The sequence below is a fragment of the Bacillus thermozeamaize genome, from assembly GCA_002159075.1.
Lineage (GTDB): Bacteria > Bacillota > Bacilli > ZCTH02-B2 > ZCTH02-B2 > Bacillus_BB > Bacillus_BB thermozeamaize.
On record LZRT01000130.1, the window covers coordinates 23717 to 46133 of the forward strand.

Here is a 22417-nt window from a genome sequence, read left to right on the forward strand (position 1 = left end):
TGTCAAAAACGCGATTCGTTTTCAAACAGCCTGCGAAGGCTCTTGCTGTAGCCTTCCTTTGGATCCGGGCGGATGATTCCTTTTTCCGTCACAATAGCCGTAATCAGCGAATGAGGCGTGACATCAAAAGCCGGATTGTACACGCGGACGCCTTCCGGCGCCGTCCGTTTGCCGAATCCATGGGTTACTTCCTCGGCCGGCCGTTCTTCGATGGGAATTTCCGCCCCTGCAGGAGTGTTCAAATCGATGGACGACAGTGGCGCGGCGACGTAAAAGGGAATCTGGTGCGCCTTGGCCAGCACGGCGAGGCCGTAGGTGCCGATTTTGTTGGCGACATCGCCGTTGGCGGCGACCCGGTCCGTTCCCACAATCACCGCCTGTACCCAGCCGTTGGCCATCACGGCCGCCGCCATGTTGTCGCAAATCAGCGTCACGTCGATGCCCGCCTGTTGCAGTTCCCAGGCTGTCAGGCGGGAGCCTTGCAAAACAGGGCGCGTTTCACCGGCGTACACTTTCAGGTTCCATCCCCGTTCCTTCGCCAGATAAAAGGGCGCGGTGGCCGTTCCGTACCGGGCGGTGGCCAGGCTCCCCGGATTGCAATGGGTCAGAATCCCCATCCCGTCGGAAAACAGGGTCAGCGCATGTTCACCGATTTGGCGGCATACCTGTTCATCCTCCTGTTGGATAAGCCGGGCCTCCTCCAGCAGCGCCTGCTTGATCCCGGCCACGTCGGCCCCCTGGCGCCGCTCCTGCTCCGCCCGCCGCTTCAGCCGTTCCAGCGCCCAAAAAAGATTGATGGCCGTCGGACGCGCCGAAGACAGGAATGTCACCTGTTCGTCCAGCAGGTCAAAAAAAGCGTCCACATCTCCTTCTTCCGCCTGCCGCACGCCCAGGAAAAGCCCGTACGCCGCGCTGATGCCGATGGCAGGGGCGCCGCGAACCTTTAGCGACCTGATGGCGTGCCACACCTCCTGGCTGGTGGACAACCGCAGAAAAACGGTTTCTTCCGGCAGACTGGTCTGATCCAGCAAAATGAGGCTGTCGTCTTGAAATTCCACCGATTTGATCAAGCCCCCGCTCATTTCACCAGCTCCTGCGCTTTCGCCGAAAGCACTCGCGAAATCAGATCGCCGATTTCTTGCACCTTGGCCCGTTCCAAAATCAGCGCTTGCCCGATGGCCAGCGCCAGCCTTTCCGCCCTTGCCCGCTGGAAATCGTCCTCAATCGTCTCCAAATCCGCCACGGGCGCCAGGCCGATCACCCGGCGGATCATCTTGCAACCGGCAAACCCGGCGGCATCTTGCAAAACCCGCAACAAGTAATCATCCACATAGCCTGGAACCGCAGCAAAATGCTCTTTGCCCTCTTTTTCCCACAACGCTTTAAATTCCTGAGCAAATACGTGCCAAAGTTCCTCAATGGTATCCAGCAAGTACTGCTGGTTCCTCTCCCGTTCCCCGGCATCCTCGATGCGCACTTCCTGCGCCGCATAGTTGAGCAGCAGATTGGCGATCACCGCGCCGACATCAAAGCCCATCGGACCGTAAAAAGCAAACTCCGCATCGATCACCCGCGTATCCTCTTCGGTCACCATGATGCTGCCGGTGTGCAAATCGCCATGGATCAGCGCCTGCGCCTGGGTCAGGAATTTTTCTTTCAGCTTGGCCACTTCCAGCTTCAACGCGTCGTTTTGCCAAATCGCCTGGATCGTTTCTCTCAGCAGCGGGTTGAAGCTGTTGGTGGGCGCATCGTAATACGGATCGGTAAACACCAGATCCTCGGTGATCTTGCACAGCTCCGGATTGATAAACTTGGCCACCCTTCGTTTTTTCTCCTGCGGATCCAGAGCCAAATCCGATGTCAGGAAAAGCGTTCTCGCCAAAAACCTGCCGATGTGGCGGGCAAAATGCGGGTACCGCCGGCGTTCGATCAAGCCTTTGCGCAACACCTGGTACGAGGACAAATCCTCCATCACCGTCAACGCCAAATCCTGATCGTAATGGTAAATTTTCGGCACCGAACCGGGGCACAATTGGTCCTCCAGGCGAATGGCCTCACTCTCAATCCGGGCACGATCCAGCGTCAGCGGCCACGACTCGCCGACCACCCGGGCGTAAGGCAACGCCTGTTTGATGATGACGCTTTTTCCGGATGGTCCTTCCTCCTGAATGCGAAATACGAGATTGAGATTGCCGTCCCCGATTTCTTTGCTGACAAGCCGGGCGCCTTCCGTAAACAAACCAGGAATTTTGCGGACGTATTCCACCGCTTCCGCTTCCGTTAAAGCGCGATAACGGCCCATACACTCTCCCTCCCATGTCATCGTTGTGATTAATTTAAACCCGACCTCTTTACTTTGTCAACTAGGATTAGTAAAAATATAGTGTATGCACGTGGATGCATGCATGACCCATGGTGACTTACGTCTCACTGAACACATCATTTTTGACCGAAAAAACAAAAAAGGGTGGAGCGAGATGCGTCGATACAGCCGGTTTCCCATCGAACCTTCGGAACAAATCAAGCGGCTTCCTGAGCAGTTTTTTTCCAACTTGTACGCCAAAGTCGACAAGCATGCCGCCCAGGGGGATCTCATCAATCTGGCGACGGGCAGCCCGGATCTCCCGACGCCTTCCCATATCGTCCGGGCCCTGCAGCAAGCGGCAGAGAAGCCGGTCTATCACCGCTATTCCCCTTTTACCGGATTCCGTCATCTGAAAGAGGCGATTTGCCAATGGTACAAAACGGAACAGGGAGTGGATCTGGATCCGGAGACGGAAGTAGCCATTCTTTTTGGGACGAAGACGGGACTGGTGGAAATATCGCAAACGCTGTTGAATCCTGGAGATATCGCCCTCGTCCCCGATCCGGGGTATCCCGACTACTGGTCGGGAATCGCCATCGCCGGCGCCGAAATGGTGCCGATGCCGCTGCTGCGGGCAAACGATTTTCTGCCTGATTTCTCCGCCATTCCGCCTCATGCGCTGAAAAGGGCCAAACTGATGTTTCTCAATTATCCCGGAAACCCGACGGGCGCTTTCGCGCCGGCGGATTTTTTTGACGAGGCCATTCGCTTTGCTTCCGAACACCGGATTGTCATCGCCCACGATTTCGCCTATGGGGCCATCGGTTTTGACGGGAAAAAACCGCTCAGCTTCCTCACCAGACCGGGAGCCAAGGAAACGGGGGTTGAATTTTATACCTTGTCCAAAACGTACAACATGGCCGGATGGCGGGTCGGTTTCGCCTTGGGAAACCGGGATGTGATCCGTCTCATCAACTTGCTTCAGGATCACTACTTCGTCAGTCTCTTTGGCGCCATTCAAGAAGCCGCCGTCGCCGCCCTGACCTCCTCCCAGGAGTGCGTGCGGCGGCTGGTGGCCGTTTACGAATCCCGCCGGAATGCCCTGTTTGAGGAATTGGCCAAGATCGGCTGGCATGCGCTGAAACCTGCCGGTTCCTTTTTCGCCTGGCTGCCTGTGCCTGAAGGGTTCACTTCGGAACAATGGACCGGTCTGTTGGTCGAACAGGCGCACGTTCTCGTCGCTCCGGGCATCGGCTTTGGCAGGCACGGCGAAGGTTACGTGCGGGTGAGCCTGCTGGCGTCTGAAGACAGGATACGGGAAGCGGTGGCCCGCATCGGGGCATTGTCGCTTTTTTGAGTTGCCGCTTTCGATATAGAAAAACCCTCTTGACAGATAAGAATGGTTCCATTTATCATCTATCTAATCCTATAATTATAATTGGATTTATAAACTTTTATCTCAGCCATACATCAAGGCGGTGACTGAATGACGGCAGATAAGGATTATGTACTGGCTACATACCTGGTGCACGGAAACGAAGACTTTCACAAAAAAGCGGAAGGAATCGCGGTCGGTTTAACCGTCGGAACATGGACGGAATTGCCCCAGGAAAAAAAGGAAAAAATGGCCGCCCATCTGGGAAAGGTCTTTCAAATACAGGAACTGCCGCCCACCGGCGACGGCGTTCCGCGGGCTTTGCTGACCATCGGCTACCCGACGGCCAACGTGACGCCCGATTTTCCCGCCATCTTGACCACCGTTTTCGGCAAGTTGTCCATGGACGGGCAAATCAAACTGGTCGATTTGCAATTGCCGGAGTTCCTGTTGTCCCAGTTTCCCGGACCCCGTTTTGGGATTGAGGGGGTCCGCCGGTTGCTGGGAGTGCAAGACCGGCCTTTGTTGATGAGCATTTTCAAGCAATGTATCGGGCTTTCGCTGGACGAACTGGAAGAGGAGTACCAAAAACAAATCGACGGGGGCGTGGATCTGGTCAAAGACGATGAAATTTTCTTCCGCGACGAGCAGGCGCCGGACATTGAACGGGTGCGGGCGTTTGAAAGACGGAACCGGCAGCGGCAAGAACGGACGGGCAAAAAAACTCTTTATGCCGTCAACCTGACGGGGCCGGTCACCCGCCTGCTGGAAAAGGCGAAACGGCTGGTGGAAGCCGGGGCTTCTTGTTTGCTGTTGAACGTGACCCCGTACGGGCTGGACGTCCTGCACCGTCTGGCAGCCGATCCGGACATCAACGTGCCGATCATGGCCCACCCGGCTTTCAGCGGCGCACTGTACGCTTCACCTCGCCACGGCGTTTCGTCCCCCTTGCTGCTGGGCAAGCTGATGCGCTGGGCGGGGGCGGATATCGTGCTTTTCCCCTCTCCCTACGGATCGGTGGCCATGCCGCGGGAGGAATCGCTGCAAGTGGCCGATTATTTGCGGGAGGAATCTGTCCACCGCCCTGCTTTCCCGGCGCCGTCGGCAGGGATACATCCGGGGCTGGTGCCGCTCTTGTTCCGCGATTTCGGCATCCAGTCCGTCGTCAATGCCGGCGGCGGCATTCACGGCCATCCCCAAGGCTCGACAGCCGGCGGAAAAGCGTTTGTGGCGGCCATCTCCGCCGCAGTCGGCGGCCGTCCATTGCGGGAGGCGGCGGCAGATGCCCCCGAATTGCGGGCCGCCATCGAAAAATGGGGGGTGGCGGAAGGGTGAGCGGCGCCCCCTCCTGTGAACGGACCGTCAACGGCCAACGGCAAACGGTGATCTTTTGCGACTTTGACGGAACCATCACCAGCAATGACAACATCGTCAGCATCATGAAACATTTTGACCCGCCCGGATGGGAACAGATCAAGGACGATATCCTGGCGCAACGCATCAGCATCCGGGAAGGGGTGGGCCGCATGTTCGCCCTCCTGCCCACCTCGCGCAAAGAAGAAATCGTCCGGTACGCGGTGGAAAACGTGCAAATCCGTCCCGGATTTCAGGAGTTCGTGTCTTATTGCCGGGAAAACGGCATCCGGCTGCTCGTCACCAGCGGCGGCATCGGCTTCTTCGTCTATCCGGTCCTGGCCCGGTTTGCCATCCCCGTTTCCGACATTTATTGCAACGGGAGCGATTTTGGCGGCCAAAACATCCGCATTCTTTGGCCGCACCCGTGCGACGAGCATTGCCAATTGGACTGCGGCATGTGCAAAACCACCATCATCCGTTCGTATCCTTCCGAAACGTTCAAAAGGATCCTCATCGGGGACAGCATTACCGACCTGGCCGGGGCAACCTTGGCCGATCTGGTCATCGCCCGCGATTTTCTCCGGCAAAAATGCGCCGAACTGGGCATCCCGCACCGGCCGTTCGCCACGTTTTACGACGTCATCGAGATTCTCCGGCAGAGCGGACAACGGGCAGGGACGGCGGTTGGCGATGATGGTGATTGAAAAGGAGGTGGGCTCATGGGGACGGCAGAGAAAGCGGCTGTCTGGCGCGGAGCCATGAATGCCGTAAACGCGGAGGACGTCCAGCACGCCTTCGCCAAACTGCAAAGGATGAAGGAATGCTTTGCCGCCCGCGGCTGGTTTCCGGCGACCAGCGGCAATCTTTCGCTGTTGGTTGAACCGGCGCATCCCCCGCAGCGGATCATCGCCATCACCGCCAGCGGCAAAGACAAATCGGAACATACGCCGGAAGACTTTTTGCTCGTCGATGCCGATGGGCAACCGCTGGCCAAAACCAGACTGAAGCCATCGGCCGAAACGCTCATCCATACGGCCTTGTACGCCAAATTCAGCGATTGCCGGGCCGTCTTTCACATCCATACGGTGGCCAACAACATCATCTCCGAGCTCTATGCCCGCGACGGCCAAGTGACCTTTACGGGGCACGAGCTGCTCAAAGCGTTGGGAATCTGGGAAGAAGGCGGCACCATCGCGGTTCCCATCGTCGAAAATTACTCCGACATCCCCAAGCTGGCGGCTGAAGTGGAGAAAGTGGCGGACCGTCGGGTACCGGGCGTGTTGATTCGCAATCACGGCATCTACGTTTGGGGAAACAGCGATTTTGCCGCAAAGCGGCACTTGGAAGCTTTCGAGTTTTTGTTCGAGTATCAAATCCGGCTGCTGTCCCTGCAGAAAGAAAAGACGCGCCTGCAACATCCCCCATCGTGATCCGGCGTCCTCAGGGCGTTGTCAACGATGCGCTTTCCCTCAAACATTTTGCAAAAGGAGTGATGATTCATGGCAGTCATTCGTTTGCGCAACACCGGCGAAAGGATTGAAGGAGAAGAAAATGTCAAGGCCTTTCTTGACAGCATCGGCGTGCTGTACGAACACTGGGACACTTCCAAGCTTCCTGAACATCTGCGCGACAAATACTTGTTGACGGACGAAGAAAAAGAACAAATCCTCGCCGCCTACGATACGGAAATCCGCTCTCTGGCTGAACGCAGGGGCTACCAAAAATGGGACATCGTCAGCCTCAGCGAACAGACGCCCAATCTGGATGAGCTGCTGAAAAAATTTGAGCAAGTCCATACCCATTCGGAAGACGAAGTGCGGGCCATCACTGCCGGAAACGGCATCTTTACCATCAAGGGGCCAAAAGAAACCGGCTACTTCGATGCGATACTGGATGCCGGCGACGTCATCTCTGTGCCCGAAGGAACGCCCCATTTCTTTACTTTGACGGACACCCGCCGCGTCGTAGCGGTCCGCCTGTTTATCGACCCTGCGGGCTGGGTGGCTCAGCCTTATGAAGATCCCGAATTCCAGAAGTAGACGCACACTCACCACATAAAATGGAGGAATCACCCATCCGCCATTGACGGCACAGCCCATCACAACGGAAAAGCCTGAAACAAGCAACCGCATCCGCGGACAAGTAAATCAAGACGCAAACTTCCGCTGGCTCGGCCAGCGGTCTTCTTTTGTTTATCAGCCGATATGTTGCCCTGCTCAGCACGTTCTTGATTCTACGCACGATATCATCAAAGGCCCCGTTTTGGTCTGGGCGCCGGCGCGAAGCATGAAATGACAAAAGATCAACTTTGTTCAGTCTTCTCAAGCAATTGCTGGTGATGTAAGATGGAAATGTGGCTATTGTTTTGTCATTGTTCCGTTTGCCCCGGGTCGGTATGCGCGTTCATGCCCTTTGAAATGCCCGGACCGTTCAAACATACCCTGTCGTCGTTAGGGGGTCGGCCCGCCATGCGCAAGCATCTCACCATCGCCTTGTCCATGGCCGTCTTGCTCATCGCAGCCGCAGCAGCCGTCATATATGCCGTCAACAACCATTCGCCGGAACCACAAACGGGGGTCAAGTTGCTCGGCGTTGAGTCCGTCGGGCCGTTGAGGAACGATTTGTCAAAAGAACAAATCCAATCCTTCATCGATTCCGCGTACAAAGAATATGTGAAGAAAAAGGCGGAGAGTTTGCATAACGTGAACCCTGACGCCGTCTTGGTTCAAGGGAAAGATTTTGCGGTGACGGCAAGAGAATTCATTGAATACAAATATCAGAAGTTGTTTATAGAGCGCCTCAACGAGACCATCTTCGACCATACGGTCGTAGACGGCCAATTGAAAGACGCCTTTGGGACGCCGGAATCAAAGACCGGCAACCTCAGCAATCAAGAGCTTCTTCGGCATTTCCTGAGCCGCTATGTGCTCGCCAGCCATGCGAAAGAACGGGGAATCAGCGTCAGCCGACAAGAATTGGACGATTATATCGCCTTTACCAAGAATGCACTGTCCGGCATGGATGCCAATACTGACATGGAATCGGATTTCACTGGCAAAGCGTTTTTTGAAGCCCTGTTGAAAATGAACGGCTGGACGGAAGAAGAATATTGGGAGTTGCCCAAGGTAAGAGAAGGATATGAAAGGGACATGTTACAACAAAAACTGGAAAAACAACTGATAGAAACCGGAAAGGTCGGCAATCACCATGAGTTTCTGGCGTACGCAGACAAAATTCTGGACAGCGCAATCAAGAAACTGGATGTACGCTGGGATTTGCTCGACAACATTCCGTAACCCATCTCCGGGCACGATACATTGGTTCCCTGGGGCCAAACAGCAGGAGAGGGCAGGGGATATTCCCCTGCCCTTCTGGTGTCGGTGTCTCATCTTGCGGGAAAAAGATTACTCCTCAAACGGCCACTTCGGCAGCATCTTGCGAAGCGGTTTGTCCTGCCGGTAACCCAGCGCGTATTCTGCCTGCATAATCTGGTGAATCTCGCGCGTCCCCTCATAAATCACCGGCGCCTTGGCATTTCTCATGTAACGTTCTACTGGGAATTCATGGGAATATCCGTTGGCGCCGTGAATCTGTACTGCATCCACTGCCGCCTGGAACGCCACGTCACAGGCAAACCATTTGGCCAGGGAGGTTTCCCGCGTGCAGCGCAGGCCTTGGTTTTTCATCCAACCTACACGGTATACAAGGAGCTGTGAGGCTTCATAGCCGGCCACCATCTTGGCGATCATCTGCTGCACCAGCTGGTGCTTGCCGATCGGCTGGCCAAAGGTGTACCGCTCATTGGCATACTTCACACTGGCTTCAATACAGGCATCCGTCAGGCCGACAGCGCCTGCTGCCACCGTGAACCGCCCGTTGTCCAGCGCCGACATGGCGATTTTAAAGCCTTCCCCTTCTTCCCCAAGGAGATTTTCCTTGGGCACGCGGACATCCTCGAGGAAAATCTCTCCCGTGTTGCCCGCCCGAATCCCCAACTTATCTTTAAACCCGCGCGTCGTCACGCCAGGAAAAGTGCGCTCCACGATAAAGGCGGAAATCCCGCGGTGCTTCTTGTCGGGATCCGTCTTTGCAAAAATCAGAAAGTGGTCCGCCACATCACAGAGGGAAATCCACGTCTTGCTGCCGTTGAGGATGTAATAATCCCCATCCTTCACCGCACGCGTCTGAATGGAAGCCACATCGGAACCGGCGTTGGGTTCTGTCAGTCCAAAAGCGCCGATTTTTTCACCCTTGGCTTGCGGGATCAGATATTTTTCCTTCTGATATTCCGTCCCCCATTGCAACAGGGTCATGCTGTTAAGCCCCGTATGCACCGAGACGGCGGTCCGGAAAGCCGTATCCCCCCGCTCCAGCTCGGCGCAGACAATGGCCAGCGTATTATAATCCATCCCCTGTCCGCCGTACTTCTCAGGGATACAAACGCCCATCAAGCCAAGATCAGCCAATTTGTCGATGATGCTCATTTCAAAATGCTGCTTGGCATCCCACTCCTGGATATAGGGCATGATCTCCTTGTCCACAAACTGGCGGACCATTTTCTTGACCGCCTGTTGTTCTTCAGAAAGCGCAAAATTCATCATCCTGCATTCCTCCTGTTCGATGATCGATTCATTGGGTCGGATGGTTTCGCATGGATAGGATGTCAGCAAGATCAAAAAAACCGGAACACGAAGGGTGACGATGGCCTTTCCTTATTGTTCGGAAAGTCTCCACCGTCTTACCTTCGTCATTCCGGCTCACGCCTGCGGCTCCTTGATCGGAGACGATCAATGGACACAAGCTGTGATCTTCATTTATGCAGGTAACAGTCCAATGTTTGTTAATTTTATAGTATGTCTTGAAAGCGCTTTTGTCAATAGTTGCTGTTCCTCAAGCACAATCATCCATTTTAAGAAAAAGCACAGACCACTTCTCCATTCCTTCATAAACTATAAACAACACGTACAGGAGGAAAAATATGGATGTCACTGTTAAAAGACGGGAGGAGAATGGGAATCAGTGCCTGCTCTCAGCTGATCTGTTTGAAGCACTGGAACTCGTTGAAAACAAAAAGTACACCTTACATGTTGGGCATTCCAATGCAACGGTCACATTTAAAAAGCGTCAGGGAAAAATTAGCCGGTTGTCGCTCCCACACACCATTTTTGAGCAACTTCATCTCCTGCATGGGATGAAACTGAACATCTGGAAAGCAGGCGATGCGATCTATTTGGGTCCCGTCGTCGGGATCTTCGTAAATCCCACATATATTACAAACCTTTCCAAGGGAAACATCCCGCTGACAGCGAAAAAAGATATCCAGGCCAATGCGGTTGCAAAATGTCTGATCTACTTTTTTTCGACGGATCATATCGACTGGAAAGCGAAAACCATCCAAGGATATACCGTTGCCCCCCAATCGAATCAGTGGACCTCTCAAACCTGTCCCTTCCCCAATGTTATCTATGACTGTGGAGTCCATTTCCCCACCGATCAAAAAGGAAAAGTAAAACGGATCCGGCAACGATTTCGCGAAGATCCTGGCATCCAGTTTATCAACAACAGTGACTACCTGGGCAAATGGGCGTTGTACACCAAGTTAAGCAAGTACAAAGAAATGCGGCCATACCTGCCCGAGACGATCCGTTATCAGTCCGTTGAAGATCTTCACACCATGCTGGCCAAACATCCGCTGGTCTACGTCAAATCGTTTTATGGCAGCCGCGGAAGAGAAGTGATGACAGTCAGAAAAACAGAAAACGGTTATGTCATCAAATTCTATCATGGCGTCCTGAAAAGCACCTTCGTCAAACGTTTTGATCAGATCGTACATCTGATCAACCGCTTCTTTGGCGACAAACCTCTGATTTTGCAAGAAGGGATTAATGTCCTCACCTATAAAGGGAGGAGACTGGATTTTCGCCTGTTGATTTGCAAAAACGGGTCGGGCCAATGGCAAGTCATTTACAACCAGGCCAACGTGGCAAAGCCTGGCGCGACGATTACAACGATCGGGAAAAACTATAAAAATTATGATCAAGTTTATCGCTACTTCCAAAAGACAGGACAATGCAATTCGATGCCTACCGATAAAAAGTTACGGAAGGAAACCATCAAAATCGCCCAATATATCGAAAAAGAATTTGGCCCGCACGGGGAAATCGGAATGGATATGGCTGTCGACCGAAACGGGAAAATATGGTTTATCGAAGCAAACGCAAAACCGGAGAAGTTACCCATACCTGGTCTTGAAGACACCAAAGGCGTCTCCCCTCAGTTCCTTTCCACCTTTCAGTACGCAACATTCTTGACAAAAAAAGCCTGTGGGGCCTTGTGAATCGTATTTCATTGTTAGGAGGTAAAAAAAATCAGTAACCGAATAATCAACCCGTTAGTTGGTGTTTTTGTCTCCAGAAGCACCATTCACAAATTGACAAATGACAGCGACAGATTTGATAGGAACAAATTCAATTCCAAATTCCGGTTTGTCGAACTGAACCAAGCCAGTCATCAAACAGGAATCCCTTTGTATTATTTTTCGGATAATGATATTAATTTCAAGAATTTGACAGTCAGGGGAACGTACTATAACAAACTGAAAATGACATGGGAAAGAAAAACCTTTCCCTTACCGGATGTGTTATATGACCGTTGCGGCTCCGTCAGGTGGCACACTCAGGAAATAAGGAAGCTTTTTTCGAAACTGGGGATTCCGTCGATCAATGCACAAAATTACTTTGACAAATGGGATATCCATTTAAATTTACTGGAGATGGAAGAAACCCGCGCCCATTTGCCAATGACCATTCGTTACTGTTGTCAAGATGATCTGAAAGCTTTCATCATGATGTACGGTAAAGTCTATATCAAATCGGTAAACGGAAGACGCGGAAAAAAAGTGATGCGTGTCACAAGAATCCCGAACAGGGGATATCAATACAGTTATTACGTAAATGGCCTGGTCGTCGGCACTGTAAGACGGTTTCAAGATTTTATCAAAACGGCGCGTCCATTCTTTCATGACAACGATCATGTGATCATCCAGCAGGCCATTCCTCTCATGCAAATCGGCGACCGCTCTGTCGATTTCCGGGCTGAGGTGCAACGGAACGGACAAGGTGAGCTTGAAATCGTAGGCATCTGCGCGCGCATCGGTCATCCAAACTCTCCCATCACCACCCATTCCGAAGCTTATCGGTTTGAGGAATTCTTTCAGGACCATCTGAATTATAGCGAGGAGAAAACGGTACGCTTGCGGAAGAAGGTGGAGGATTTTCTTCTAAATGTCTATGATTGCATGGAAAAAAACTATGGTCCGTTTGGCGAAATCGGAATTGACTTTGGATTGGACGAACACGAAAAAATTTGGTTTATCGAATGCAATGCAAAATCGGCGAAAGTATCGCTCAAAAAAGCGTATGATGACAAGACCCTGCAACGGGCATTTATCAACCCGCTGGAATATGCCAGGTATATTTACAACTACGAGTAACGTCATCTCCTCCCATTACCCAAAAGATCAAAAAGGAGGCCATCTTGGTGATGAAGACCAAGTATGTGACCAATATCGAAAAGATCCCCCACTTATCAGAAGGTGAGAAGAAAGCATTAAAACAGGTAACCGAAAAGTTTGTGTTCCGTATCAATGACTATTATTTAAATCTGATTGATTGGTCCGACCCTAACGATCCAATTCGAAAAATCGTCATTCCCAATGTAGATGAATTGGAAGAGTACGGCAGTTGGGACGCTTCGGACGAAGAAACCAATTATGTCGCAAAAGGCTGCCAGCACAAGTATAAAACAACCGCTCTCCTATTGGTCTCAGAAGTATGCGGAGCCTATTGCCGCTACTGCTTTCGGAAACGGTTGTTCCGTGCCGATGTGAAGGAAGTAACTTCCGATGTCAACGATGGCATCGATTATATAGCGAGAACTCCCGAGATCAACAACGTGCTGCTAACCGGCGGCGATCCGCTCATTTTGGCAACCAAAAAACTGCAGCTCATCCTTGAGAAGTTGAGGGCTATTGAACATGTCAAAATCATCCGCATCGGCTCAAAAATGCCGGTGTTCAATCCCATGAGAATTTATGAGGACCAGGAGCTGCTGGATGTGATTCGCCAGCATTCTACTGTGGATCAGCGGATCTATATCATGGCACACGTCAACCACCCGAGTGAACTGACGGAAGAGGCAAAAAGGGCTTTCCAGTCTTTACATGATGCAGGAGCCATTGTGGTCAATCAGACCCCGGTATTAAAAGGGATAAATGACGACCCGGTTGTCCTCGGCGCATTGCTGGATCGGTTGTCCTGGGCGGGAGTCACTCCGTATTATTTCTTTGTCAACCGGCCGGTGGCCGGAAACCGTTCCTTTGTCCTGACCCTGGAAGAGGTGTACAAAATCGTCGAAGAGGCCAAAGCCAGGACGTCGGGATTGGGGAAAAGGGTCAGGCTGTGCATGAGCCACAGTTCCGGAAAGATCGAAATCCTGGCGATCGAAAACGGCAAGGCATATCTCAAATATCATCAATCCCGAGACGGGGAATACGGCAAATTCATGGTTTTGGATTGTCCGAAAGAGGCAACCTGGTTTGATGACTTGCCAGGAAACGAACAATATTGGAAAAAAACGCAAGAATCAACAAACGAAGTATGATTTTTAAATACAGAGAAAAGGGGAAAGGTACATGTGAATCAAAATCGTACACCCTTGTTCTCAGGATTGGCAGAACATGCGAATCGGAAGCCCATCCAGTTTCATATCCCAGGCCACAAAAGAGGCGCCTGGATAGAGCCGGAGTTCAGGCGTTTTATCGGGGATAACGCGCTGTCTATCGATTTGATCAATATTGCACCCCTCGACGATCTTCACGCTCCATCCGGCATCATTCGCGAAGCGCAAGAGCTGGCGGCGAATGCGTTCGGCGCGGACGGTACGTTATTCTCCGTACAAGGAACGAGCGGCGCCATCATGACCATGATCCTGTCCGTCTGTTCTCCCGGAGACAAAATCATTGTTCCACGCAATGTGCACAAATCGGTCCTGACCGCCATGATCCTGGCCGGAGCACAACCGGTTTTTGTTGCTCCGGCGATGGATCGCCGGCTCGGGATTACGCACGGAATCCCGATCAGTTCGCTTATTGAAGCGCTCAATCATCATCCCGACACAAAAGCGGTTCTGGTGATCAACCCGACCTATTTCGGCGTTTGCACCGATCTGAAACAGATCGTTCAATTGGCGCATGCCCACAACATTCCTGTGCTGGTCGATGAAGCCCACGGCGCGCACATTCACTTTCACCACCTGCTTCCCTTGTCCGCCATGCAGGCCGGTGCCGACATGGCGGCCACCAGTATCCACAAGCTGGGAGGGTCGCTGACCCAAAGCTCCATCTTGAATATCCAAAAGGGACGGATCGACCCCAAACGGGTCCAGGTGGTCCACAGCTTGCTGACGACAACCTCCACCTCTTACATTTTGTTGGCTTCTCTGGATGCCGCCCGCAAACAGCTGGCGCTTCACGGACAACAGCTGCTCGGAAAAGCTATCCATCTGGCCCAGTACGCACGTCAAAAAATCAATGAAATCCCAGGCCTGTACTGTTTTGGCGAAGAAATTCTCGGAACGGAGGCAACCTACGCTTTTGATCCGACCAAATTGACCATCCATGTTCGCGGGCTCGGTATCACCGGTTATGAAACGGAGAAATGGCTGCGGAAAACTCACAACATCGAGGTCGAATTCAGCGATTTGTATAACATCTTATGCATCATCACACCGGCTGACACCCAAGAAACCGTTCATCGGTTGATTTCTGCCCTGAGACAGTTGGCTGCACAACGAGCGAACCAGCAACATGTTGAACGTCCGGAGATCAAACTGCCGGAAATTCCCCGCTTGGCCATCCCGCCGCGAGAGGCTTTTTATGCGGACACGGAAATGGTGCCACTTGAGAAAGCGGCAGGGCGAATCATTGCTGAATTCATTTACATGTATCCTCCCGGGATCCCGGTTTTACTGCCGGGAGAAGTGATCTCTCCGAAGAACATCTCCTATATCAGAGAGCATCTGAAAGCAGGTTTGCCGGTGAAAGGCCCGGAAGACAGTTCCATTCACCATGTGAAGGTGATCAAGGAATAGTCCGCGACGGACAATCCTCCTACACTTCGCGAGCGTTTCACCCTTGCCTGCGGCGGAGATAGCTGTTATGCTATCCGAGAATCACCAGCAAATGCCATGTCAAGGCTGCACATACATGACATGGGTTTACGCAAGATACGAGACAGCGATCAGTCGACAGGAGGATGTTCACCATGTTGCCATCCGTATTCATCTGTCACGGCGCGCCCACTCTGGTTCTGGAAGACAACCGGTATACCCGCTTTCTCAGCCAGTTAGCTCATGAATGGGAAAGGCCGCAAGGCATCATCGTATTCACGGCGCACTGGGAGAGCCCGGTCATTTCAATCACTCACACCGATCAACCCTATGAAACCATTCACGATTTCTACGGGTTCCCAAGGGAAATGTATCACATCCGCTATCCCGCCAAAGGGTCAACCGGATTATCCCAACGCATCCAGCAACTGCTGGCAAACGAGGGATTGCACGCAGAGCTGGATGCCCATCGCGGATTGGACCATGGCGTGTGGGTCCCTTTGAGACTGCTCTATCCGCAAGCAGATATTCCCGTGGTGGCCATCTCCGTCAATCCGGCACGGCCACCGGCGGAACAGTACCGCATAGGAAGGGCATTGGCCCCCTTGCGCAGGGAGGACATCCTGATCCTCGGCAGCGGCGCCACGGTTCACAATCTGCGGGCGCTGGAATGGAACCGGCGCCTTCCGGAGGATGTCGTCCCCTGGGCCGCCTCCTTTGACGACTGGCTCATCCGGCACGTGACGGCCTGGGATCGGGAGACCTTGTTTGACTATGCGCAGCAGGCCCCGTACGCCAAACTGGCCGTCCCGACCGCAGAGCACTTGATGCCCCTTTTCCTGGCCATGGGCGCTGCCGATGACAAGCGCGAAGCCCGCCTGCTGCACCGCAGTTACGATTACGGGACGCTCAGCATGATTGCGCTGCAGTTTGGCGGCAACAGCGTCCACAAGGAATCGCCAATCCTCGGCGCTTGATAAACAGGCAAGGGCAGGTCAATTTGGCTGGAGGAAGGTCAGCTTGACGCCTTCCTCTTCCAGGATTTCCATGATTCTCAAGTTGCAGTCCTCTTTGACGCGCAGCCATTCTCCCCAGGCCGTGGTTTTGGTAAAAAAGTGCAAAAAAATGTCCAGGCTGCTCTCGTTCATCCTTTCAAAATGGACGAGGACGGTTTCCGGGTGAATGTCCGGATGCTCCTGAAGCATCGTCCGGATTTTATCGACGCACTGCTGGATTTTCTCGCGCGGCGTCAGTGGGCTGATCCCCAGGTGGCATGTGACCCTCCGCTTTCCCATTTTGCTCCAGTTCTTGATCGCCTCGTTGGCCAACACCGAGTTGGGGATCGTCACCAGCGCCTGATCAAAGGTCCGGATCAGCGTGCTCCGGAACGTGATCTCCTCCACCGTCCCTTCGACACTGGGGGTCTGGATCCAGTCACCGATGGAAAAAGGTTTCTCCGTAATGATCGCGATGCCCCCGAACAGGTTGGCCAGCGTATCCTTGGCGGCCAAAGAAATGGCCAAGCCCCCCAGTCCCAACCCTGCGATCAGGCCATCGATCCGGTATCCCCACTCCTGCGCCAGCACGGTAAAGGCCAGGGCAATCAGCAAAAAACGAAACACTCGGGAGAGAAAAGGGATGAGAATTTGGTCAAATTGCAGGCCATACCGTTCCCCGAGCCGGACAAGCCATGACGACGACACGCCCGACAGGTTGAACAGCCCCCAGGCAATGAGCAAAATCACCACAGAACGAAACAGTTTGTTGATGAAACCCTCCATGCCTGAGACGGGCAGGTATAAAAGCGCCAAATACAGCCCGATGACAATCCAGAACATCCGCAAGGGACGTTGATAAGCCTGCAGCAAAGAATGGACAAATTCCGCCCTTGTATTCCCGGTCCACCGCAACACCCTGTGGAACACGGTTTTGGTAAAAATGTTTCGCAGCAACAAAAAACCAAAAAAAATCAAGAGAGCGATCAACAGGTTGGTCCACTCATCCATCCATGACGCAAAAAAGGTCTGCAGACTGGCTATGATTGTCTCCATCATCGCTCCCTTCCTGTCTCCCTATGCCCTGATTGATCGATTTCAACAAACGGCTTGACTTGATCCGTCACTTCATTCCGAAAGCGGCTATACCGCCTTGATCTCAATGCCCCCCATAATGGACTGGCAACGGAATCGCACCCGCCTCGGCGCCTCATGAAGTTCTCCCTGGCTGGCCTCCAGATTGGCGAAAATCCCGCCGTTGCTTCTTCCAAGCAGTTCCATGCCGCCCATAATAACAGACCCTTCACAGATGACGGGCAAGTCGCGTGGAACCCTGATCTCTGCGCCGCCCATCAGGGTGGTGACATCAATCACCGTCTCCCCTTCCGGGATGATCGCCTGGCGCAAATCCAGCTCGATCCCCCCCATAATGGCCGTATAACCTCCGCTTTCCAATTTCCAAGGCCCGTTTTCAAACGTTTTCTGGATGCTGCCCATGATGGCCCAGCGGGAGTTGCCTCTTTGCGATGCCCCGAAAAGGATGCGGATGCCGATTAATATGATCACCAGCGGCCAGAACACTTTCCACAACCAGGAAAGATCAATCGTCCACCAACCGAGATTCCGCGCCAAAAAGAGGACTCCCAGCAGCGCAATGATCCCGCCGGCCAGCATTCCCCCTCCTTTTTGCGAAACCATCATCGAGACGCCCACCACAATCAAAATCACAGGCCAAAAATGGCTGAAAATCCATCCCAGACTGATTTCTGCAAAACCCAGATTATCGAGCAGAAGGGTTACCCCTATCACCAACAGGATAATCCCTGCCAACCATCTGCCACCCATACTAACCCTCCCCATTTCGCGATGAACCCATTTTATCAAACTGCGGAACGAAGTGGAACGGACCGCGCTGCAATGTGTACAATTCTTTGTAACGCCCTCCTTTAGCCAGCAGCGCTTCATGCGTCCCCATTTCAACAATCCGCCCCCGCTCCAGCAGAATGATCTTGTCCGCATGCCGGATGGTTGACAGGCGATGAGCCACGATCAGCATCGTCCGCCCTTGGGAAATCCGGCGGAGCGCAACCTGGACCGCCTGCTCCGTCTCCGAATCAATGTGGGCGGTCGCCTCATCAAGCACCAGAATGTCCGGATCATCCACAATCGCACGCGCAAAGGCCAGCAGCTGGCGCTGCCCCATGGACAGGGTAACCCCCCGCTCGCCAAGCGGTGTCCGCAAGCCCAACGGAAGCGACTGGATAAACGCCTCCAAGCCCACCATGCGCACCACCTGGTGCAGCCGTTCTTCGCTGACGGCACGGTTTAACGCAATGTTGCCGGCGATGTCGCCGGAAAACAGAAACACATCCTGGGGGACAATCCCCATACGGGAGCGCAGCTCGGCCACCGGAATTTCCCGGATGTCCATCCCGTCCAGCCGGATGCTTCCCTTTTGACATTCATAAAACCGCGACAAGAGGCGGGTGATGGAGGTTTTCCCCGCCCCGGTCTCGCCCACCAGAGCCACCGTCTCTCCGGGACGCACCTGAAAACTGACCCCTTTTAGCACCCAGTCCTCTTCCTCGTAAGCGAACCAGACATTGTCGAAGACAATCTCGCCGCGCACCGGCCTGGGCAAGGCGGCTGCCCCGGCACGTCCTTTCGGCCCCACCGGCTCCTGCAAGAAGGCAAACAGCCGTTCAGCAGACGCCATCGCGCTTTGAATCTGCGCGAAGCGGTCAGCCAACGCAGACAAGGGGGCAAAAAACTGACGGACATACTGGGTAAAGGCAAACACCACGCCAAAGGTCACCTGGTCATCCAGCGCAGCCACTCCGCCGATCCAAAGCAACAGTGCCAGAGCCAGGTTGCCGAGCAGCACGATGACGGGCTGAAACACCGAGTTGACGGTCATGATCCGCATCCCCGCCCGGTAATAGGCGTCGTTGATTTCATCAAAAGCCTTTTGCTGCTGCGCTTCGCGGACAAACGCCTGAATCACCTGCATGCCGGCAAGATTCTCGCCCAAAAAAGCGTTCAGGCGGGACAACCACAGCCTCACATTCCGACGCGCTTCCCGCACCAGACGCCTGTACAACTGGGTGACGAGAAACAACAGCGGCATGACAGCCAGGCAGACCCCCGTCAAGAGGGGGCTCATCTGCCACATCACCAGGAAAATGGCGAGCAAAAGCAACACTTCTTTGACCAGATTGACCACGACCTGCGCGTACAGTTGGTTGAGCGCCTCGGTGTCATTGGTCACTCTCGTGACCAGGCGGCCGGCAGCGTTCCGATCAAAAAAGGACATCGGCATCCGGACAAGATGGGCAAACACCTCTTGGCGAAGGTTGTAAATGATGCGCTGTCCCGTCATTTCCAGCAAAAACTGTTGGGCATACTGAAGCAGCGACGAGAAAAGGACCAATCCGAGAAAGAGCGCGCCCAGCCCGAGCAACCCCCACCCGTCCGGAGACCGGGAAAGGATGTGGTTGTCAATCGCCACCTTGATCAGATAAGGTCGCGCCACATCGGCGGCCACCAACAGCAGGGACAAACACAAGGCCAGAAACATCACCGGCCAGAAGGGACGGGTATAGCCAAGCATCCACCGGAACAGGCGCCGATCTGACATGTTTTCCTGTCCCGCGTCCCGCCGCTTATCCGGATGTGTGACGCTTTCCATGAAACGACCTCCCTGCACCATCCAGCCTCTTCTCCGGCAAAGGCTCTTCCCGTTGCTGCCGGGCGGCCATCTGTGCATAGACACCGCCCGCCGCCAACAACGCGTCGTGTGTCCCCTGCTCCACGATTCTCCCCTCGTCCAACACAATGATCTGGTCGGCATCCTGCACCGAAGAGATGCGATGGCTGACGATAATGGTCGTCCGCCCGCTGCGATACCTTCGCAAATCCTGCAGGATGCGGGTCTCCGTATCGGCGTCCACAGCCGAGAGGCTGTCATCCAGAATTAAAATGGAAGGCTCCTTGAGCAGCGCCCGCGCCATGCAGACCCGCTGCCGCTGCCCGCCTGAAAGCGTGACCCCCCGTTCACCTAAAAGCGTGCCGTATTGCCGTGGGAATTGCATGATCTTCTCGTGGATATGAGCCAGTGACGCAGCGCCATGAATCTCTGCCTCCGTATGGGAAACGGGGTGAAAGTCGATATTGTCATAAATGGCCGTCGAAAACAAGAAATTGTCCTGTGGCACATAGCCAATCTGGCTCCTCAGTACGGCCAGGGGGATTCTCTCCAGCGGCATGCCATCCACCTGGATCGTCCCGGGAGGGGGATCAAACAACCGCAGCAGCAGCTGGACGAGCGTGCTTTTCCCGCTTCCCACCCTGCCGACCACCCCAAGCGTACTGCCTGCCGGAATGTCCAGGGTCACCCCGTGCAAGGCCGGCCGGCTGTTGCCAGGATAGAAAAAGGTCAGATCCCGAATGACGATGTGGCCTTTCAGCGTTCGGACAGGGAGCGCCTCCTCATCCCGGATGGACGGCTCCATGGCCAGAATGCCGGCGATCCGCTGCTCGGCAGCCGCCGCCCGCTGAAACACATTGATCACACGGCCGATGCTCTCAATCGGCCAGATCAGCTGTGCCAGGTAGGTATGAAAAGCGATGAATTGACCCAGCGTGATCCTCCCCTCCATCGCCAGCCAACCGCCGTAGGTCATGGCAATGAGAAAGCTGAGTCCGACAATGAGGCTGCTCATCGCGGCGAAGGCCGCACTGGATTGGATCAGCCGCCGGTTGGCCTCCACATTGGCCCGGTTGGCCTCCTCATAACGTGCCAGTTCGGCAGGTTCCTGGACAAACGCTTTGATCACCTGGATTCCGGAACAAAACTTCTGTACGCGTGTGTTCAGGTCGGCAAATGCCTCCTGGACGCCCCTGGAATGCCGCTGGATACGCCGGCGAAAAACATACGCAGCCAACGAAAGGAGAGGCAATGGGAGCAACACCCAAAAGGTCAGGAGCGGGTGGACGGTAACGCCCATCATGACCATCGACAGACTGACGAGAAAAATCGCCTCCACCAGCATCATGACGCCAAAGTTGGCTTTCTCCCGCAACAAGTTCATATCATTGGTGGCGTGCGCCATCAGATCGCCAATCCGCCGTCCTTGGTAATACTCCGCCGGCAGGCGAAGCCAGTGCGCAAACAAACGGCTGCGCACGGAGCGCTCAAATTGCCTTCCCAAGTAATACAGGCGCAGCCGCGACGCAATACGGATGGCCGCCATCAAGACGGCGACAAGCAGCAACCAGAAACCGTGCTCCAAAGCGGTGATGGGACTCAATGTCCCGGCGGCATACGCATCGGCGAACGATTCCAGCACCTTTGGAATCAATAGCTGCGTCAAGACCGCCCCGATGATCAGCACGAACGCGAACGCGTAACCCCCACGATTCTGCCGGAAGTGTTCGCGAAACAACCGTTCCCTCCTTGCCTCCGGTTTCAACACCTGCGCTTCCCCCCTCCCATCACGATAGATCCTGGCCTCATGTCCCCATCCATGCCATCTGCGCTTCCTCTTGCCCCTGTATTGTTCCATATGTAGTTCTATATCTAAAACAAAATACCCTTGATGGATGATCGGGTTCATCCAACAAGGGCTGTTGTTTGTTGGGAAAACTTCACAGACTTAATGGACCTGCCGGCTTTCCAACACTGGCTCCTGCCCGGAAGCGTTGTCAAAGCGAATCTGGAATTTCAACAAAAAGGGAAGGCACTTGGCGCAATGGGTCATTTGAAAATGACTGCTCTTCATGTATTCCTGAAAGTCCTGCTGCGATTTCCACATAGAACGGACGCAGATCTTGTCGCAATGTTCCGTCTGTTCCCCCGGAAGCACCTCGTAACTGAGCATGCCCGGAAACCCTGCCTGTGGCTTGAGAGATTGCAAGCGGTGGCGGATTTGCTCACCGTAACCTTTCTGTACCGAAAGCTGGTTCTCAAAAATAAACATGGCCGCTCACTCCGTTGGTTTTGTCATCACATCACATGATTTCCACCATGCGTCACTCCATATTCAATGATAATGATTCTCAGACTCATTTGTCAAGCGTCATTACCCTTAACATGTCAAGCGTCTGAGAAAATGTCAGGTTTATCGTTCTATGAAAATGTCAGGGAAGGTGCCTGACCGGGTATACGAGATTGTCCGAAACGTCTCCCCTCCTGTCAAGGGTTGCCGGTAAACCGGCGTC

The 22417-nt window shown here is 53.8% G+C and carries 20 protein-coding genes; 12 read left to right on the forward strand and 8 right to left on the reverse strand.

The genetic code is table 11. The features are described 5' to 3' along the window. Positions 1 to 2 precede the first annotated feature (2 nt). Together mtnA and BAA01_00925 are read right to left on the reverse strand one after the other, a co-directional pair. On the reverse strand, positions 3 to 1082 hold the full coding sequence (gene mtnA / locus BAA01_00920) for an S-methyl-5-thioribose-1-phosphate isomerase (protein OUM84415.1): 1080 nt from the start codon (positions 1080 to 1082) through the stop codon (positions 3 to 5). Next, complete coding sequence (locus BAA01_00925; GenBank protein OUM84416.1) at positions 1079 to 2302, reverse strand: S-methyl-5-thioribose kinase; 1224 nt, start codon at positions 2300 to 2302, stop codon at positions 1079 to 1081. The genes mtnA and BAA01_00925 overlap by 4 nt, the downstream gene beginning before the upstream one ends. A gap of 175 nt (positions 2303 to 2477) precedes the next feature. Between BAA01_00925 and BAA01_00930 the strand changes: the two genes are divergently transcribed. The 7 genes from BAA01_00930 (at position 2478) to BAA01_00960 (ending at position 8332) form a co-directional block, all read left to right on the forward strand. Continuing rightward, a complete protein-coding gene (locus BAA01_00930; protein OUM84434.1) occupies positions 2478 to 3662 on the forward strand; it encodes an LL-diaminopimelate aminotransferase in 1185 nt (394 codons plus the stop codon). A 129-nt stretch (positions 3663 to 3791) separates the two neighbouring features. Continuing rightward, a complete protein-coding gene (locus BAA01_00935) occupies positions 3792 to 5015 on the forward strand; it encodes a 2,3-diketo-5-methylthiopentyl-1-phosphate enolase (protein OUM84417.1) in 1224 nt (407 codons plus the stop codon). Continuing rightward, positions 4994 to 5740, forward strand: a complete 747-nt coding sequence (locus tag BAA01_00940) for a 2-hydroxy-3-keto-5-methylthiopentenyl-1-phosphate phosphatase (protein OUM84418.1) — start codon at positions 4994 to 4996, stop codon at positions 5738 to 5740. The genes BAA01_00935 and BAA01_00940 overlap by 22 nt, the downstream gene beginning before the upstream one ends. 54 nt (positions 5741 to 5794) lie before the next feature. Next, entirely contained in the window at positions 5795 to 6466 is a 672-nt protein-coding gene (locus BAA01_00945; GenBank protein ID OUM84435.1) for a methylthioribulose-1-phosphate dehydratase, read from the forward strand. A 69-nt stretch (positions 6467 to 6535) separates the two neighbouring features. Beyond that, on the forward strand, positions 6536 to 7075 hold the full coding sequence (locus BAA01_00950) for an acireductone dioxygenase (protein OUM84419.1): 540 nt from the start codon (positions 6536 to 6538) through the stop codon (positions 7073 to 7075). 43 nt (positions 7076 to 7118) lie between these two features. Beyond that, a complete protein-coding gene (locus BAA01_00955; protein ID OUM84420.1) occupies positions 7119 to 7331 on the forward strand; it encodes a hypothetical protein in 213 nt (70 codons plus the stop codon). Between the two features lie 173 nt (positions 7332 to 7504). After that, the gene (locus BAA01_00960) at positions 7505 to 8332 is read left to right on the forward strand and encodes a hypothetical protein (GenBank protein ID OUM84421.1); all 828 of its coding nucleotides are present in this window, start codon (positions 7505 to 7507) and stop codon (positions 8330 to 8332) included. A 108-nt stretch (positions 8333 to 8440) separates the two neighbouring features. Here BAA01_00960 and BAA01_00965 read toward each other — a convergent pair whose 3' ends face one another. Next, entirely contained in the window at positions 8441 to 9634 is a 1194-nt protein-coding gene (locus BAA01_00965; protein ID OUM84436.1) for a butyryl-CoA dehydrogenase, read from the reverse strand. 380 nt (positions 9635 to 10014) lie between these two features. On the opposite strand from BAA01_00965, the gene BAA01_00970 reads away from it, so the two are divergent. The 5 genes from BAA01_00970 (at position 10015) to BAA01_00990 (ending at position 16180) form a co-directional block, all read left to right on the forward strand. Further along, the gene (locus BAA01_00970) at positions 10015 to 11373 is read left to right on the forward strand and encodes a hypothetical protein (protein OUM84422.1); all 1359 of its coding nucleotides are present in this window, start codon (positions 10015 to 10017) and stop codon (positions 11371 to 11373) included. A 93-nt stretch (positions 11374 to 11466) separates the two neighbouring features. Continuing rightward, positions 11467 to 12528: a hypothetical protein gene (locus BAA01_00975; GenBank protein ID OUM84423.1), complete on the forward strand. Its 1062-nt coding sequence runs from the start codon at positions 11467 to 11469 to the stop codon at positions 12526 to 12528. Between the two features lie 47 nt (positions 12529 to 12575). Further along, entirely contained in the window at positions 12576 to 13697 is a 1122-nt protein-coding gene (locus BAA01_00980; GenBank protein OUM84437.1) for a KamA family radical SAM protein, read from the forward strand. 33 nt (positions 13698 to 13730) lie between these two features. After that, positions 13731 to 15185 carry an arginine decarboxylase gene (locus BAA01_00985; protein ID OUM84424.1) on the forward strand — a complete coding sequence of 485 codons (1455 nt, stop codon included), beginning with the start codon at positions 13731 to 13733 and terminating at the stop codon, positions 15183 to 15185. Between the two features lie 173 nt (positions 15186 to 15358). Continuing rightward, a complete protein-coding gene (locus BAA01_00990) occupies positions 15359 to 16180 on the forward strand; it encodes a dioxygenase (GenBank protein ID OUM84425.1) in 822 nt (273 codons plus the stop codon). Positions 16181 to 16198: 18 nt separating this feature from the next. On the opposite strand, the gene BAA01_00995 is transcribed toward BAA01_00990, so the two are convergent. From BAA01_00995 to BAA01_01015, 5 genes are all read right to left on the reverse strand, one after another. After that, the gene (locus BAA01_00995) at positions 16199 to 17257 is read right to left on the reverse strand and encodes a mechanosensitive ion channel protein (protein OUM84426.1); all 1059 of its coding nucleotides are present in this window, start codon (positions 17255 to 17257) and stop codon (positions 16199 to 16201) included. Between the two features lie 84 nt (positions 17258 to 17341). Then, positions 17342 to 18043, reverse strand: a complete 702-nt coding sequence (locus BAA01_01000; GenBank protein ID OUM84427.1) for a hypothetical protein — start codon at positions 18041 to 18043, stop codon at positions 17342 to 17344. Between the two features lies 1 nt (position 18044). Continuing rightward, a complete protein-coding gene (locus BAA01_01005) occupies positions 18045 to 19886 on the reverse strand; it encodes a hypothetical protein (GenBank protein OUM84428.1) in 1842 nt (613 codons plus the stop codon). Next, the gene (locus tag BAA01_01010) at positions 19861 to 21669 is read right to left on the reverse strand and encodes a hypothetical protein (protein ID OUM84438.1); all 1809 of its coding nucleotides are present in this window, start codon (positions 21667 to 21669) and stop codon (positions 19861 to 19863) included. Before BAA01_01010 ends, BAA01_01005 begins: the two co-directional genes overlap by 26 nt. A 183-nt stretch (positions 21670 to 21852) precedes the next feature. After that, the gene (locus tag BAA01_01015) at positions 21853 to 22176 is read right to left on the reverse strand and encodes a hypothetical protein (GenBank protein ID OUM84429.1); all 324 of its coding nucleotides are present in this window, start codon (positions 22174 to 22176) and stop codon (positions 21853 to 21855) included. Positions 22177 to 22417: the final 241 nt, after the last annotated feature.

Bases quoted from the DNA above. Each gene is read 5' to 3' on its own strand.
- BAA01_00995 (OUM84426.1), bottom strand. From the start codon at position 17,257: ATGATGGAGACAATCATAGCCAGTCTGCAGACCTTTTTTGCGTCATGG.
- BAA01_00925 (OUM84416.1), bottom strand. From the start codon at position 2,302: ATGGGCCGTTATCGCGCTTTAACGGAAGCGGAAGCGGTGGAATACGTC.
- BAA01_00935 (OUM84417.1), top strand. From the start codon at position 3,792: ATGACGGCAGATAAGGATTATGTACTGGCTACATACCTGGTGCACGGA.
- BAA01_00945 (OUM84435.1), top strand. From the start codon at position 5,795: ATGAATGCCGTAAACGCGGAGGACGTCCAGCACGCCTTCGCCAAACTG.
- BAA01_00940 (OUM84418.1), top strand. From the start codon at position 4,994: ATGGGGGGTGGCGGAAGGGTGAGCGGCGCCCCCTCCTGTGAACGGACC.
- BAA01_01005 (OUM84428.1), bottom strand. From the start codon at position 19,886: ATGGAAAGCGTCACACATCCGGATAAGCGGCGGGACGCGGGACAGGAA.
- BAA01_01000 (OUM84427.1), bottom strand. From the start codon at position 18,043: ATGGGTGGCAGATGGTTGGCAGGGATTATCCTGTTGGTGATAGGGGTA.
- BAA01_00965 (OUM84436.1), bottom strand. From the start codon at position 9,634: ATGAATTTTGCGCTTTCTGAAGAACAACAGGCGGTCAAGAAAATGGTC.
- BAA01_00950 (OUM84419.1), top strand. From the start codon at position 6,536: ATGGCAGTCATTCGTTTGCGCAACACCGGCGAAAGGATTGAAGGAGAA.
- mtnA (OUM84415.1), bottom strand. From the start codon at position 1,082: ATGAGCGGGGGCTTGATCAAATCGGTGGAATTTCAAGACGACAGCCTC.
- BAA01_01015 (OUM84429.1), bottom strand. From the start codon at position 22,176: ATGTTTATTTTTGAGAACCAGCTTTCGGTACAGAAAGGTTACGGTGAG.
- BAA01_00930 (OUM84434.1), top strand. From the start codon at position 2,478: ATGCGTCGATACAGCCGGTTTCCCATCGAACCTTCGGAACAAATCAAG.
- BAA01_00960 (OUM84421.1), top strand. From the start codon at position 7,505: ATGCGCAAGCATCTCACCATCGCCTTGTCCATGGCCGTCTTGCTCATC.
- BAA01_00990 (OUM84425.1), top strand. From the start codon at position 15,359: ATGTTGCCATCCGTATTCATCTGTCACGGCGCGCCCACTCTGGTTCTG.
- BAA01_00970 (OUM84422.1), top strand. From the start codon at position 10,015: ATGGATGTCACTGTTAAAAGACGGGAGGAGAATGGGAATCAGTGCCTG.